The organism is Pseudomonas sp. Eqa60 (genome assembly GCF_018326405.1).
Taxonomy (GTDB): Bacteria; Pseudomonadota; Gammaproteobacteria; order Pseudomonadales; family Pseudomonadaceae; genus Aquipseudomonas; species Aquipseudomonas protegens.
Genome location: NZ_AP024342.1, coordinates 6,043,798 through 6,057,621 on the forward strand (window position 1 = coordinate 6,043,798; position 13,824 = coordinate 6,057,621).

12 protein-coding genes and 1 pseudogene are annotated in these 13,824 nt (G+C 63.9%); 5 read left to right on the top strand and 8 right to left on the bottom strand.

Going from position 1 to position 13,824, the window contains the following annotated elements:
* Positions 1 to 184 precede the first annotated feature (184 nt).
* Together aroQ and KI242_RS27380 are read left to right on the top strand one after the other, a co-directional pair.
* Positions 185 to 634, top strand: a complete 450-nt coding sequence (gene aroQ, locus KI242_RS27375) for a type II 3-dehydroquinate dehydratase (RefSeq protein WP_011063604.1) — start codon at positions 185 to 187, stop codon at positions 632 to 634.
* The gene (locus tag KI242_RS27380; RefSeq protein WP_011063605.1) at positions 631 to 1,485 is read left to right on the top strand and encodes a shikimate dehydrogenase; all 855 of its coding nucleotides are present in this window, start codon (positions 631 to 633) and stop codon (positions 1,483 to 1,485) included. The genes aroQ and KI242_RS27380 overlap by 4 nt, the downstream gene beginning before the upstream one ends.
* 67 nt (positions 1,486 to 1,552) lie before the next feature.
* Here KI242_RS27380 and KI242_RS27385 read toward each other — a convergent pair whose 3' ends face one another.
* From KI242_RS27385 to quiC, 3 genes are all read right to left on the bottom strand, one after another.
* Positions 1,553 to 1,777: a hypothetical protein gene (locus KI242_RS27385; RefSeq protein WP_015637127.1), complete on the bottom strand. Its 225-nt coding sequence runs from the start codon at positions 1,775 to 1,777 to the stop codon at positions 1,553 to 1,555.
* Positions 1,778 to 1,891: 114 nt separating this feature from the next.
* Positions 1,892 to 2,569 (bottom strand): TetR/AcrR family transcriptional regulator, encoded by a 678-nt coding sequence (locus KI242_RS27390; RefSeq protein ID WP_011063606.1) that lies wholly within the window; start codon positions 2,567 to 2,569, stop codon positions 1,892 to 1,894.
* A gap of 102 nt (positions 2,570 to 2,671) precedes the next feature.
* Positions 2,672 to 4,582, bottom strand: coding sequence for a 3-dehydroshikimate dehydratase QuiC (gene quiC, locus KI242_RS27395; protein WP_011063607.1), 1,911 nt, complete (start codon positions 4,580 to 4,582; stop codon positions 2,672 to 2,674).
* 536 nt (positions 4,583 to 5,118) lie between these two features.
* On the opposite strand from quiC, the gene KI242_RS27400 reads away from it, so the two are divergent.
* Together KI242_RS27400 and KI242_RS27405 are read left to right on the top strand one after the other, a co-directional pair.
* Positions 5,119 to 6,453, top strand: a complete 1,335-nt coding sequence (locus KI242_RS27400; RefSeq protein WP_011063608.1) for an MFS transporter — start codon at positions 5,119 to 5,121, stop codon at positions 6,451 to 6,453.
* Positions 6,454 to 6,543: 90 nt separating this feature from the next.
* Positions 6,544 to 8,166, top strand: coding sequence for a methyl-accepting chemotaxis protein (locus tag KI242_RS27405; protein ID WP_212805707.1), 1,623 nt, complete (start codon positions 6,544 to 6,546; stop codon positions 8,164 to 8,166).
* A 6-nt stretch (positions 8,167 to 8,172) separates the two neighbouring features.
* On the opposite strand, the gene KI242_RS27410 is transcribed toward KI242_RS27405, so the two are convergent.
* From KI242_RS27410 to KI242_RS27425, 4 genes are all read right to left on the bottom strand, one after another.
* A complete protein-coding gene (locus KI242_RS27410; protein ID WP_212805708.1) occupies positions 8,173 to 9,051 on the bottom strand; it encodes a DMT family transporter in 879 nt (292 codons plus the stop codon).
* A 100-nt stretch (positions 9,052 to 9,151) separates the two neighbouring features.
* On the bottom strand, positions 9,152 to 9,967 hold the full coding sequence (locus KI242_RS27415; RefSeq protein WP_212805709.1) for a sugar phosphate isomerase/epimerase: 816 nt from the start codon (positions 9,965 to 9,967) through the stop codon (positions 9,152 to 9,154).
* Positions 9,968 to 9,974: 7 nt separating this feature from the next.
* Positions 9,975 to 11,027 carry a Gfo/Idh/MocA family oxidoreductase gene (locus KI242_RS27420; protein WP_015637134.1) on the bottom strand — a complete coding sequence of 351 codons (1,053 nt, stop codon included), beginning with the start codon at positions 11,025 to 11,027 and terminating at the stop codon, positions 9,975 to 9,977.
* Positions 11,028 to 11,223: 196 nt separating this feature from the next.
* Positions 11,224 to 12,000, bottom strand: a complete 777-nt coding sequence (locus tag KI242_RS27425; RefSeq protein ID WP_015637135.1) for an IclR family transcriptional regulator — start codon at positions 11,998 to 12,000, stop codon at positions 11,224 to 11,226.
* 304 nt (positions 12,001 to 12,304) lie between these two features.
* On the opposite strand from KI242_RS27425, the gene KI242_RS27430 reads away from it, so the two are divergent.
* Positions 12,305 to 13,153, top strand: a complete 849-nt coding sequence (locus KI242_RS27430; protein WP_015637136.1) for an aldo/keto reductase — start codon at positions 12,305 to 12,307, stop codon at positions 13,151 to 13,153.
* A 56-nt stretch (positions 13,154 to 13,209) separates the two neighbouring features.
* Here the strand turns inward: KI242_RS27430 and pcaG are convergent.
* Positions 13,210 to 13,814 (bottom strand): annotated as a pseudogene (gene pcaG / locus KI242_RS27435) (protocatechuate 3,4-dioxygenase subunit alpha).
* Positions 13,815 to 13,824: the final 10 nt, after the last annotated feature.

Consider the following 13,824-nt stretch of genomic DNA (forward strand, 5'->3'; position numbering starts at 1 on the left):
CACTCATTGGCGTCAGCCTTGCACCTGCGAGCCCTACGCTGCCGTTCGATTACCGAACACTTAATCCGCCCGCCCCCCGTTGCGCATCTACCGCCAATTGACCAAATTAACCAGTTAGTACAATTTACCTTTCAACGCCTCGTACGCTCTCCCGAGGCCGACAATAACAACGGAGATTTACCCCATGCGTCCTATCGTTCTGGTGCTCAACGGCCCGAACCTGAACCTGCTCGGCACCCGCGAGCCGGCCACTTACGGCCACGAAACCCTGGCTGACATTTCCGCCCTGTGCGGCCGCGCCGCCGAGGAGTTCGGCCTCGCTGTGGAGTTTCGCCAGACCAACCACGAAGGCGAGTTGCTCGACTGGATCCACGGGGCGCGTGGTCGCTGCGCCGGCATCCTGATCAACCCGGCCGCCTGGACCCACACCTCGGTGGCAATCCGTGACGCCCTGGTGGCCAGCGAGCTGCCGGTGATCGAAGTGCACCTGTCCAACGTCCACGCGCGCGAACCGTTTCGTCATCACTCCTTCGTTTCCGCCATCGCACAGGCGGTGATGTGCGGCTTTGGCAGCCATGGCTATCGCCTGGCGCTGGAACACTTCAGCCAGCGGTTCAAGGAGCAAGGCGCATGAGCCGGCAAGCCAGTGTTCTGGCCGGGCTGATTGGCGCCGGCATCCAGGCCTCCCGCACCCCGGCCCTGCACGAACAAGAGGGCGATGCCCAGCATTTGCGCTACCTGTACCGCTTGATCGACCTGGATCAACTGGGCCTGGACAGCAGCGCCCTGCCTGAACTGTTGCGCGCCGCCGAGCAGATGAGCTTCACCGGCCTGAACATCACCTTTCCCTGCAAGCAGAGCATCCTGCCGCTACTCGACGAACTGTCCCCGGAAGCCCGGGGCATCGGTGCGGTGAACACCGTGGTGCTCAAGGATGGCAAACGAGTCGGCCACAACACCGACTGCCTGGGTTTTGCCGAGGGCTTTCGCCGCGGCCTGCCGGACGTGGCAAGGCGCCAGGTGGTGCAGATGGGCGCCGGCGGTGCCGGGGCCGCAGTGGCTCACGCCCTGCTGAGTGAAGGCGTGGAGCAACTGAACATTTTTGACGTGGAGCCGCAGCGGGCGCAAAGCCTGGCGGACAACCTCAACCAGCATTTCGGCAGCGCCCGGGCCCGGGCAGGCGGTGATCTGTCGAGTGCCCTGCACAGCGCCGACGGGCTAGTGAACACCACGCCCATGGGCATGGCCAAGCTGCCGGGCATGCCGGTGCCGGTGGAACTGCTGCGAGCGCAGCTGTGGGTTGCCGAGATCGTCTACTTTCCCCTGGAAACCGAACTGCTGCGCAACGCCCGGGCCCTGGGTTGCAGGACCCTGGACGGCGGCACCATGGCGGTGTTCCAGGCGGTCAAGGCGTTCGAGCTGTTCAGCGGCCAACGCGCGGACCCGCAGCGTATGCTGGCGCACTTTCACAGCATGAACGGCTGAGACAGGGCTCGGTAGCAGCTGCTGCCTTCAGGGCGCTGGCGAGCCTGCGGTAGCGGCTACAGCCTGCTTAGTCGGATTTGAGCTGCAGGCGCGAGAGCAGGCCGATCAGCAGCACATTGAAGAGAATCATCAGCAGGCTGCCAAGGATGCCCACCAGACTGATCACCGACGACGGCAACCAGTCGAACATGCTGAACCCGGTGAGGGACAGCAGGCGCTCGCCGAACCAGAACGTGTCGACCACGATCATCAGGATCAGGATTATTTTCAGGGTTGGAACGGGGTTGCCCATGGTGCCTTCCTTGTCGTGGTGCAGGTTGCAGAAGCCTTGGTGGCGATGGCGATCTTACGGGCGCTTTCGCTGGCAAGCCAGCGCCTGCCAAGCCAGCTCCTACAAAGAGTGGGATCAGGCCTGCAGGTAGCGCAGCACCGACTCGCAGATCATCTCCCGGTGGCGTTGCTTGATGCCTTCATCCGGCAGGTCGATCTGGAAGATCTCGCCAAAGGTGTGGCGGTTCGAGACCCGGTAGAAACAGAACGAGCTGATCAGCAAATGCACATCCAGCGGATCCAGGCCGCCGCGGAACACGCCTTCGCGCGCGCCGCGCTCGAGGATCTCGCCCAGGGCATGGAGAATGGTGTTGTTCATGGCCTTGATCACGCCGGACTGCTTCACGTACTCGGCCTTGTGGATGTTCTCGATGCTGACGATACGCACGAAATCGACGTTGCGGTCGTGGTGATCGAAGGTGAACTCCACCAGCCGGCGAATCGCTTCCTGCGGCGCCAGCTCTGCCAGGTGCAGGCGGCTCTCGGTGCTGCGGATATCGCCGTAGAGCTTCTCCAGCACCTCGACGTACAGCTGCTCCTTGCTGCCGAAGTAGTAATAGATCATGCGCTTGGAGGTATGGATGCGTTCGGCGATCGCATCCACTCGCGCGCCGGACAAGCCCTGCTGGACGAACTCGACAATGGCTTCTTGAAGGATGTTCTCGCGGGTCTTTTCCGGGTTGTTCTTGCGACTCTTGCGCGGTTCGAGAGCAGGCTCATCGGGCGCAATCGAGCGTTCACTGGTCATTGTCATTCTGGGCTCACGGCCATCACTGCACACGCGGGCGATTATGGGCCGCGTCACCCTGCGAAAGAAAGCGCGACGGCGGCCGTTACCGCCGTCGTTAACAATCTTCTACAACTTGGCCTGGCGCACGGCACCGCTGCGTGATTTGGCCATGGCCGCCAGGCGCACCGCGACGTTGGCCGCACCGTAGCCGGCATAGCCGTTCTTGCGCTGGATGATCTCGAAGAAGAAGCGCCCTTCGAAGGGCTCGGTGTAGACGTGAAACAGCTCGCCGCCCTGGGCATCGCGGTCGTAGAGGACGTTGTAGTAGGCCAGTTCGCTGAGAAATTCGTCGTCGAAATCAAAGCGTGCCGCCAGGTCGTCGTAGTAGTTGAGCGGGATGTCCAGCAGCGGCACTCCAGCCTCCTTGGCCCGGCTGACTTCGGCAAAGATGTCGTCGCAATCGAAAGCGATGTGGTGCACCCCGGAACCGCGATAGCTGGACAAAGCATGGGAGATCGCAGTATTGCGATTTTCCGAGATGTTCAGCGGCAGGCGGATCGAGCTGCAACGGCTGCGCAGGGCGCGGCTTTTCACCAGGCCGTAGGGGTCGGGCAGCACCACTTCGTCGTCGGCCTCGAAGTCCAGCAGGCTCTTGTAGAACAGCACCCAGCTGTCCAGGCTGTCCGCCGGCAGGGCCATGGCCATGTGGTCGATGCGCTTGAGGCCGCCCTTGGCCACCACGCCGCTGTGCATATTGAAATCGGTGTCGTACAGGTGCTGGCCGCCCTGCTGCTGATCCACCAGGTAGATCAGGCTGCCATCGGGCTCGCGCACCGCCGCCAGCTCCAGCTCATTGGGGCCCACCAGGCCGCGATAGGGCTGGCCCTTGTAGGCCACCGCCCGCTCCAGGGCCTTGGCGCTGTCCTTGACCCGGATTGCCGTGGCACACACCGAAGGGCCGTGGGCCTCGAAGAAACTGTGGGCGAAGGAATAGGGCTCGGAGTTGAGGATCAGGTTGATATCCCCTTGGCGCATCAGGCTGACGCTCTTGGAGCGATGCTGCCCGGCCCTGGCGAAACCCAGGCGCTCCAGCCAGCCGCCGAGCTTGGCGCCCAGGGCCTCGTCCACGGCGAACTCGAGAAACTCGGTGCCGCCATAGGCCTGCACCGCAGGCGGCGCGAACAGGGTGTCGATGTTCGCCACCGGCTGGCCTTCCTGCAGCAGGCGCTCGCGGGTCTTCTCTTCCAGGTACAGCAGCGAGCGCAAGCCATCGGCTGCGTTGGCCCGCGGCGGCGCGGCGCGAAAGCCGTCGTTGAAGATCTCCAGGGACAGCGGCCCGGTGTAGCCGCTCTTGATGATCGGCGCCAGAAAACCCGGCAGGTCGAATTCGCCCTGGCCGGGGAAGCAGCGGAAATGCCGGCTCCACTCCAGCACATCCATGGCCAGGATCGGCGCATCGGCCATCTGCACGAAGAAGATCTTGTCCCCCGGAATCTCGGCAATCGCCGCCGGGTCGCCCTTGAGCGACAGGGTGTGGAAGCTGTCCAGCAACACCCCGAGGCTTGGGTGATCGGCGCTGCGCACGATGTCCCAGACCTGTTGATAAGTATTCACGTGACGGCCCCAGGCAAGGGCTTCGTAGCCGATGCGCAGGCCCCGGGCACCGGCCCGCTCGGCCAGCAGGTGCAGGTCGTCGATGAGGATCTGCCGGTCCCCCAGGCTGTCCGCCGAGGCGTTGCTGCACACCAGCACCAGGTCGGTGCCCAGCTCCTGCATCAGGTCGAACTTGCGCTCGGCGCGCTCCAGGTTGCGCGGCAGACGGTCGCGACGACAGCCCTCGAAATCCCGGAATGGCTGGAACAGGGTGATGGCAATGCCCAGGTCGGCGCACATCTGCTTGATTTCCCGAGGGCTGCCGTCGTAGTAGAGCAGGTCGTTCTCGAAGATCTCCACGCCGTCGAACCCGGCGGCGGCGATGGCTTCGAGTTTTTCCGGCAGGGTACCGCTCAGGGACACGGTGGCAATGGAACGCTGCATGATTCGACTCCCGGGTAAGGACGGCCAGTCGGGCACAGGGGGACCGCGGCTTTTTATTGGATGTTGCGGATTATTCCACAGGCCTTGTTAAAGTGTACGAACCAGTTAGTTTTGTGTTCGATTATCGAACAAAATACAGATTGGCGAATTGACGATTTTTCAGCCACTGCGCACCATCGATAGCACGTTGAGCCGGCCCCAAACCCCGGCTTCAATCACCCAGACCCAGAACACACCATAAAAATTTCAAAAATCGGGTACACCCTCATGCTTGCACTCAACGCCCTTCACTGCTGCACATCCCTTTGGCTGATACCGCCAACGGCCTCAACCGGCACCCTGGAATACGCCGCGCTACAGCCCTGAGCTGCAGCCGACCCGATGGCGCTCACCTGCCCGGCATCTGCCGCAGCGACGCGCCGCCCCAGCCGATCAACCCGCAGGTTCCCGGGCTGCCATGCCCCCGCCGACGGTTGGTCACGCGCCCTTGAGTTCCGACGAGCCCCGGCTCGCCAGTCACTGAACGGATGGCCCACATGACTCCTTCCCAAAGCTCTCGCATCGCCCCGAGCCTCAGCGTTGCCGGCGGCATCGGCGACAAGATCCGCGGCGCCATGGCGGTCGGCAAGACCCGCTGGGGCATGCTCGCCCTGGTGTTCTTCGCCACCACCCTGAACTACATAGATCGCGCCGCACTGGGCGTGATGCAGCCGATCCTGGCCAAGGAAATGAACTGGACGGCGATGGACTACGCCAACATCAACTTCTGGTTCCAGGTCGGCTACGCCGTAGGCTTCGTGCTCCAGGGCCGCCTGATCGACCGGGTTGGGGTGAAGCGGGTGTTCTTCTTCGCCGTGCTGTTGTGGAGCCTGGCCACCGGCGCCCACGGCCTGGCCACTTCGGCGGCGGGCTTCATGGTTTGCCGGTTCATTCTCGGGCTCACCGAAGCCGCCAACTACCCGGCCTGCGTGAAGACCACACGGCTGTGGTTCCCGGCCGGCGAACGGGCCGTGGCCACCGGGATCTTCAACGCCGGGACCAACGTCGGCGCAATGTTCACGCCCATGCTGCTGCCGCTGATCCTCCACGCCTGGGGCTGGCAGGCCGCGTTCCTGTGCATGGCCGCGCTGGGTGGCATCTGGCTGCTGTTCTGGGGCCTGAAGTACTTCAACCCTGAAGATCATCCAAGCGTCAAAGCCTCCGAGCTGGCCTACATCCAGCAACAGGTGGAGCCGGAAGAAACCCGCGTGCCCTTCAGCCGCATCCTGCGCATGCGCGGCACCTGGGCCTTCGCCCTGGCCTACGCGATGACAGCGCCGGTGTTCTGGTTCTACCTGTACTGGCTGCCGCCGTTCCTCAACCAGCAGTACAACCTGGGCATCAACGTGACCCAGATGGGCATCCCGCTGATCATCATCTACCTGACCGCCGACTTCGGCAGCGTCGGCGGCGGCATCCTCTCTTCGTTCCTGATCGGGCGCGGCATGAACCCGATCAAGGCGCGGCTGCTGTCGATGTTCCTGTTCGCCTGCTGCATCATCGGCGTGATCATGGCCGCCGGCACCGCCAACCTGTGGCTGGCCGTGTTCGCCATCTCCCTGGGGATCGGCGCGCACCAGGCCTGGACCGCCAACATCTGGAGCCTGGTGATGGACTACACGCCCAAGCACATGATGAGCACGGTGTTCGGCTTCGGCGGCATGTGCGCGGCCATCGGCGGCATGTTCATGACCCAGATCGTCGGCCACATCCTGACCGTGACCAACAACAACTACACCCTGCTGTTCACCCTGATCCCGGCGATGTACTTCATTGCCCTGACCTGGATGTACTTCATGGCCCCGCGCAAGATTCCCCGCGTAGAAGACTGATGCTCCTTTCACGCAGGCCCACTCCGGGCCCGCGTTTTTTTATCGGCTCGCCCTCCCCCCTTTTGTTTTTCCAGACTCGGAGATCGTCCCATGACGCTCGGTAACCTGAGCATCGCCCAACGCGCCGTGATCAGCTTCGGCGTGATTGCCCTGCTGGTCCTGCTGCAGGGGCTGTTCGCCCTCAAGCAAGTGGCCGAGGTCCGCTCCACCGGCCAGCACACCGAAAACATTTCCCTGCCCAGCACCCGCTACCTGGGGGAAGTGCGCGACTATGTGTTGAGCATCCGCGTGCTGAGCCTGCGCATGGCCCTCAACCGTGAACCGCAAGTGCTGGAAAGCACCATCGCTCGCCTGCACCAAGTGCAAGCCTGGCTCGACCAGGCCCTGGCCAGGTTCGCGCCGCTGGTGGGCGATCACAACCGGGTGCCATACGAGACATTCCTCGCCACGGTAAAGAGCTACCAACAGGCCCTGGCCCAGTATGAAGCCCTGTCCCAGGACAACCGCAGCGCCGAGATGACCGCCCTGCTCAACGGCAAGATCCAGGATTACTCGACCCAGACCGGCGACCAGTTCGCCGAACTGATGAACCTGACTGCCGAGGAAGTCAGCCAGTCGGCGCAGCATGCCGACGCGCTGTACACCCAGGTCAAAGTCACGGTGATCGGCGCCCTGCTGGCCGTCGCCCTGCTGACCCTGTGCCTGGCCTGGCTGTTGATTCGCAGCATCCTCGTGCCCATCCGCCAGGCTGTGGACGTGGCCGAGCAAGTGGCCGCCGGCGATCTCGGCCGCCCCATCCACTGCGAGGGCAGCGATGAAACCGCGCGCCTGCTCAAGGCCCTGGCCAGGATGCAGGCCAGCCTGCGTGAAACCCTGCAACTGATCAGCAGCACCTCGACCCAACTGGCCGCCGCCGCGCAACAGATGAGCCAGAGCACCCATCAGGACTCCAGCCGGCTGCAGCAGCAACACAACGAAATCGAGCAAGCAGCCACGGCCGTCAATGAGATGACCGCGGCCGTCGAGGAAGTGGCACGCAACGCAGTGTCCACCTCCGACACCACCCGCCAGTCCACCGCCCAGGCCACCCAGGGGCAAGCCCGGGTGACCCAGACCCTGGACGCGATCCAGGCCATGAGCAGCGATGTCGGCATCGCCCTGCAGCAAGTGCAGACCCTGGCCGAGCAGTCACGGGAAATCGGCAAGGTGCTGGACGTGATCCGCGCCATTGCCGAACAGACCAACCTGCTGGCCCTGAACGCCGCCATCGAGGCCGCGCGGGCTGGGGAAGCCGGCCGTGGTTTTGCCGTAGTGGCAGACGAAGTGCGGGCCCTGGCCCATCGCACCCAGCAGTCGACCCAGGAAATCGAACAGATGATCGGCCGGGTCCAGGGCGACACCGACAGCGTGGTGCAGTCCATGCACGGCAACAGTCAGCGGGTGGCCCAGACCCTGTCCATCGCCGAGCAGGCCGGGCTGGCCTTAGGGGAAATCACCCGGGCCATGGAACAGATCCACGAGCGCAACCTGGTGATCGCCAGTGCCTCGGAAGAACAGGCCCAGGTGGCCCGTGAAGTGGACCGCAACCTGCTGAACATCCGCGACCTGTCCCTGGAAAGCGCCGACGCAGCCACCCGCACCAACGCCACCAGCCAGGAGCTGTCACACTTGGCGGCCGGCCTGCAGAACCTGGTGGTACGCTTGCGTTTCTGAATCGTCTCAGCCGCGGCGTTGCTGCCAGGCCGCCGCCAGCCCGCTGAGGCAGATCACGATGATGCCCACCTGGGTGATCAACGACGGCGCGTGGCCGAACAGCAACCAGCCCAGCAACCCGGCAAAGACAATCTGGCAATAACCGAAGGGCGCCAGCAGCGCCGGCGCCGCATGACGAAAGGCCTGGGTCAGGAACAGGTGGGCACTCATGCCGCAGGCGCCCAGCGCCAGCATCAGCAAGCCATGGAGGAACCCGGGGGTCTGCCAGAAGAACGGCACCAGCGCCGTCATCACCAGGGTGTTGCACAGCCCGGCAAAGAAGTTGCTGCTGGTGGGGCTGTCATGCTCGGCCAGCTTGCGTGTGAGCAGTTGATAGAAACAGAAGAACAGCGCCGAACAGAACGGCAGCAACACCGCCGGCGTGAACAGCTCGCCGCCCGGATGCACGATGATCAGCACCCCGACGAAACCGCAGATCACCGCCAGCCACTGGCCGCGCGTCACCTGTTCGCCGAGCAAGGGCACCGACAATGCGGTGACCAGCACCGGGGCGAGAAAGTTGACCGCCGTGGCCTCGGCCAGGGGGATGAACAGCAACGCCGAGGTGAACAGCAGACTGGTGCTCAACAGACACAGAGCCCGGGCCAGTTGCAGCAGTGGGAGCTTGCTGCGCAGCACACGCAGGCCCGATTGCGGCAGGAAGATCCCGGCCATCAGCAAGGTATGGATCAGGTAACGGGCCCAGACCACCATGATCACCGGGAAGAACCCCGACAGGTATTTGGACAGGGCATCGTGGCTGGCGAACAGAAAGGTCGCCAGGACGATCAGCAGAATGCCCTTGAAGGGGTGATTGATCCCGGAAAGTGGCGTGCTGCGGGTCATGGGCATTCCTTGGGGTGATTGAAAACACAGCTTCGCGGTCCGCCAGCGCCTACCGGGTATTTGTAGGAGCCGGCTTGCCGGCGAAAGTCCTCCCGCCGACTCAGATCCTGGCCAGCAGCGCGCGAGTTGCATCCAGCGCCATCTGCGCTCGCTGCAAAGCACTCACACCCTGCTCCAGCAACTGCACCGTGGGTATTTCCAGGCTCAGGGGCAGTTCTGGCGGCAGGCACTTGAGCAGCCCCGCCAGATCACAATCGCCCTCCCCTGGAAAACGCCGCTCGTTACGGGCCTGGCGCAGGATCTCCTGCATATCGGCCGGACAGGGCCCGGCGACATCGCACAACTGTGCATAACGCAGGCGCGCCGGATCAACCTTGGCCAGGTCCTCCAGGCGCGATCCCGAACGATCGAAGTGGAAGGCATCCACCAGCACACAGCCATTGTCACGGCCGGCGTTTTCCACCACCCGCACCGCCTGCTCCAGGTTGCGCGCATCGGTCCAGGGCATGAACTCCAGATGGGGATGCAGTCCGTACTGCTGCGCCAGATCGCACAAGGCGGCGAAGTTGTCGGTCATGCGCGCCTCATCGGGATCATTGCCCGCCACCAGCAACTCGCTGGCGGCAAACTCGGCGCCCACCGCCAGCACCGCCTCGAAGTCGCTGATCCGGGTCTGCGGCTTGAGCCGCAGGATCTCCACATCCAGCACCCGCACCCCGGTATCGCGCAGGCGATCCCGGGTTTGCCGACGCAAGCCGGTATCGGCCACCAGCGGAAAGTGATGTTCCTCCGGGGTTGCCGGCACCAGCCGCAGGCCCAAATGGCTGTAGCCGGCACGGGCCGCCACTTCCACCATCTCTGGCGGAGACAGCTCCAGCACGGTCAGGCTGGCCAGGGAAAAAATCCGTTCACTCATCAGTTGTTCACTCAATGGGGGTTGGGGTGCAGGCGCGACCCGTGGCGGCGGCCTGGCGAATGGCTTCGATCAGGGCCAGGGTACGAGCGGCATCGGCGGCGCTGACCAGGGGCGCGACTTCGCCCCGGGCGACCTTGACGAAATGCTGCAGTTGCAAGCGCAGCGCCTCATCCGGCACGAAGCTTTCCTGCTGCATCAACAAGGGCTGGTGCCAACCGGCGCCCGCTTCGGCGTAGTGCCAGCGCTTGAGCTGAGGAATGCTCAAGGCTCCCTGAGTGCCGGCCAGCAGGTAGCAAGGCTGATCGGCCTGGCGCGGATACACCGGGTTCTCCCCGGAATCCAGCTCCCAGCTCCAGGGCGCCGCCACCGCATCGGAACCGGTGAGGCTGCCCAGGGCGCCGTTGTCGAACTGCAGCAGCACCGCCGCACAATCCTCATTGGCGTAACCACGCACGGTGTTGCTGGTGATGGCCTGCACCTGTCGCACTTCTCCGCACAGGTGCCGCAACAGGTCGAGGTCGTGGATCAGGTTGGTCAGCAACATGCCGGCGCCGGGCTCACGACGCCAGGGCACATCGAAGTAACTCTCGGGCTTGTGCAACTGCCAGAGCGCAGTGACTGTGGTCAGCCGGCCCAGGGCGCCGCCGTGCACCAGTTCATGGGCCCGGGCGATCAACGGATTGTGTCGCCGATGATGCCCCACCAGCACCGGCACGCCGTTAGTGCGCGATGCCGCCACCAGCTCGCGCACTTCATCCAGGTGCACGCCCACGGGTTTTTCCAGCAGCACCGGGATACCCGCCGCCAGACAATTCAGGGCAGTGCTGACGTGAAGGTTATTGGGGTTGGCGACGATGACCGCATCCGGGCGCGCGTCCTTGAGCAAGGTCCGGTGATCGCTGAAATGCGGCACCTGCCATTGCCCCGCGATGGCTTGCGCCTGGGGCCCGGGGTCGGCCACGGCGCACAGACTGGCCTCGGCCAGGGTCTTGAGGTGTTGATAGTGCTGCTGCCCCATATTGCCGACGCCGATCAGGGCAATGCGCAGTGGCGGGTTCAATGGCGAATCCTCTTGTGATTGTTATCGGGACGCTGATATTCAATTATTTAGAACTCAGTTCCAATTTCACACAAGAGCGATAAAAAATACTGTCCGATTACCGAACGGCTTTGTAAGGATTCGCGGAAACCCTGCGCCTTCCTGCTCTGCCCGTAGCCGCCAGGGCAAGCAACGGCTACGGGCAGAGCGCGTGGCGTCAGTTGAACAGTTCGGAAGCCTGGCTGGCGGCCGACAGCTCTTGGGCAAATTGCAGCAGCAATGGCGCCAGTTCATGCAGCCGCGCCAGGGGCAGGCGCGCGCTGGGGCCGGCAACGCTGAGCACACCCACGACCCGGCCATCGATGGGATGGCGCACCACCGCGGCAATCGCCGAGGTGCCGACCGCCGAGCTTTCCTCGACCCAGGCGTAGCCCTGCTCGCGGGCCAGGCGCAGGCGCTCCAGCAACTCGATGTTCGAGCGCGGCGCATTGGGCCCCAGGTCCGCCGGGGTTTCCACGCGCTGGCGCTCCACCAGGGACAACGCCTCGGCGTCACTCAGAGTGGCCAGCCAGGCATGCCCGGAAGCGGTGTAGAACAGCGGCGCCTCGCGGCCCATGTCCGGGTCGTAACGCAGCCCGGAACGGGCGCCCTGGGACTTGGCAATCCAGGTCTGGCGCTCGCCTTCGATCACCCCCAGGCGTACCAGCTCGCCGGACTCCTGGGCCAGGCGATCGAGTACCGGCTGGACGATGTCCGCGCCGCTGGCAGACAGGTAGCGAAAGCCCATGGCCACCAGCCGGGTGGACAGCTGGTAGCGCAGGTTGTCCGGGTTCTGCCGCACATAGCCCAGGCGAATCAACTCCGCCAACAGGCGATGGGTTGCACTTTTGGGGATTTCCAGCTGTTCCGCCAGGGTCTGCAACGGCAGGCCGCGGGGATCACCGGTAAGACGTTCGAGAACGCTGAAGACGCGTTCGATTTGACTGCCAGCCATGGTCGGGTCCCGACAAAATTTGGCCGATTCTAGTGACAACGGGCCGGTTGGGGAACTGCAGGGCGTGGTTCGATTACCGCCCGGAATCGACGAAAGCGGGCTTTTCACCCGACACAACGCCTTGTGCGCAGGTTAGCCGAGCTCGTATATTTTTTGGAATCACTTTCCATAAATACAACAACCACCACAGGCCTCCACACTCGATTCGCCGGGCATTTTCTGTGCGGCTGCGCTGTCCAAACCAGCGACGCCCGACAGCCCTCGCCGACCCGGCCGTGTTCTTTTATCCACAGGGAGATTGCCCATGCCTCACTCCGTAGATTGCCCAGTCCTGACCCACAGTGGCCTGCACATGCCCAAGCTTGGCCTCGGCACTTGGCCGATGCTCGATGACGAGTGCACTCGCGCCGTGGAACAGGCCCTGGACCTGGGTTACCGACACATCGATACCGCCCAGGCCTACAACAACGAAGACGCCGTGGGCCAGGCCCTGACCAACACCCCGGTGCCCCGGGAGCAGATCCACCTCACCACCAAGGTCTGGTGGGACCAACTGCGCCCCGAGGCCATGCGCCATTCCCTGGAGCGCAGCCTGAAAGCCCTGCGCTGCGATTATGTGGATCTGTTTCATATCCACTGGCCCACCAGCGATTGGGAGCTGGAACGCAGCATCGAAACCCTGGTGTCGTTCAGGGAACAGGGACTGGTGAAGCACATTGGCGTGGCCAATTTCCCCCTGGCGCTGCTGCGCCGAGTGATTGAAGGGCTGGGCGCACCGCTGTCGGCGATCCAGGTGGAATACCACGTGCTGCTGGGGCAAAGCGGCCTGCTGGACTATGCCCGCAGCCGCGACATGGTGCTGACCGCCTATACGCCGCTGGCACGCAACAAGGTGTCCGAGGTGGCCGAGATCCGGCAGATCGCCGCCAAGCACGGCGTGCTGCCGACCCAGGTGGCGCTCAAGTGGTTGCTGGATCAGAACAACGTCGCGGCCATTCCCAAAGCCAGCAGTCGGGCCAACCAATTGGCCAACCTGGAGTCCCTCAAGCTGCAGTTGGACGATGAAGACCGGGCACTGATCGCCGGCCTGCCCAAGGATCAGCGTCAGGTCAGCCCGGACTTCGCTCCGGTCTGGGATCATTTCGATCATTGACCCACTGCGGCCATGGGTGGGCCCCGCAGGGTGCCATGCATGGCCTCAGGCTTTTTTCAGAAGTCGAAGAACACCGTCTCGCCTTCACCCTGGATGCGAATGTCGAAGCGATAGGCGCGCTGGCCATTCACCTCGCAAGGATGGGCCAGCAGGGTTTCCCGGCGCTGGGGCTGTTCGATCAGGTTCAACACCGGGCACTGGGCGTTGGCCTCCGGCTCGTCGGCAAAGTACAGCCGGGTGTGCAGGTGGATATTGATCCCCGGGCAAACAGCGACAGGTTGATGTGCGGCGCCATCGGCACGCCAGCTGCGTTGTTCACCACCCCGGGCTTGACCGTGTTGAGTGTCCATTCCCCGGCATCGAAGGTGGTGGCGGTGCGACCGAAGCAGTTGAACGGTTTCTCCGTATCGAACACCGGGTCGTAGACCCCGGCGTGGTCGGCCTGCCAGAACTCCAGGAATGAATCGCGCACCAGGTGGCCATTGCCATCGTAGACGTGGCCGATCAGCAGGATCCGCTCACCCGGCGCATCGGCCTTGGCCATCTGGTTCCAGATTTCCTCGGGGCGCGGCGGGTTTCCCGCGGCCGCCAGGGCCAGGCCGATATGCACATAGGGGCCGGCCGTTTGCGAGGGGGTTTCAGGCAGCAGTTGAACAGGCATGTCAGGCTCC

Excerpts from the sequence above, each read along its gene's own strand:
- aroQ (WP_011063604.1), top strand. The coding sequence starts at position 185 with ATGCGTCCTATCGTTCTGGTGCTCAACGGCCCGAACCTGAACCTGCTC.
- KI242_RS27380 (WP_011063605.1), top strand. The coding sequence starts at position 631 with ATGAGCCGGCAAGCCAGTGTTCTGGCCGGGCTGATTGGCGCCGGCATC.
- KI242_RS27385 (WP_015637127.1), bottom strand. The coding sequence starts at position 1,777 with ATGGGCAACCCCGTTCCAACCCTGAAAATAATCCTGATCCTGATGATC.
- KI242_RS27390 (WP_011063606.1), bottom strand. The coding sequence starts at position 2,569 with ATGACAATGACCAGTGAACGCTCGATTGCGCCCGATGAGCCTGCTCTC.
- quiC (WP_011063607.1), bottom strand. The coding sequence starts at position 4,582 with ATGCAGCGTTCCATTGCCACCGTGTCCCTGAGCGGTACCCTGCCGGAA.
- KI242_RS27400 (WP_011063608.1), top strand. The coding sequence starts at position 5,119 with ATGACTCCTTCCCAAAGCTCTCGCATCGCCCCGAGCCTCAGCGTTGCC.
- KI242_RS27405 (WP_212805707.1), top strand. The coding sequence starts at position 6,544 with ATGACGCTCGGTAACCTGAGCATCGCCCAACGCGCCGTGATCAGCTTC.
- KI242_RS27410 (WP_212805708.1), bottom strand. The coding sequence starts at position 9,051 with ATGACCCGCAGCACGCCACTTTCCGGGATCAATCACCCCTTCAAGGGC.
- KI242_RS27415 (WP_212805709.1), bottom strand. The coding sequence starts at position 9,967 with ATGAGTGAACGGATTTTTTCCCTGGCCAGCCTGACCGTGCTGGAGCTG.
- KI242_RS27425 (WP_015637135.1), bottom strand. The coding sequence starts at position 12,000 with ATGGCTGGCAGTCAAATCGAACGCGTCTTCAGCGTTCTCGAACGTCTT.
- KI242_RS27430 (WP_015637136.1), top strand. The coding sequence starts at position 12,305 with ATGCCTCACTCCGTAGATTGCCCAGTCCTGACCCACAGTGGCCTGCAC.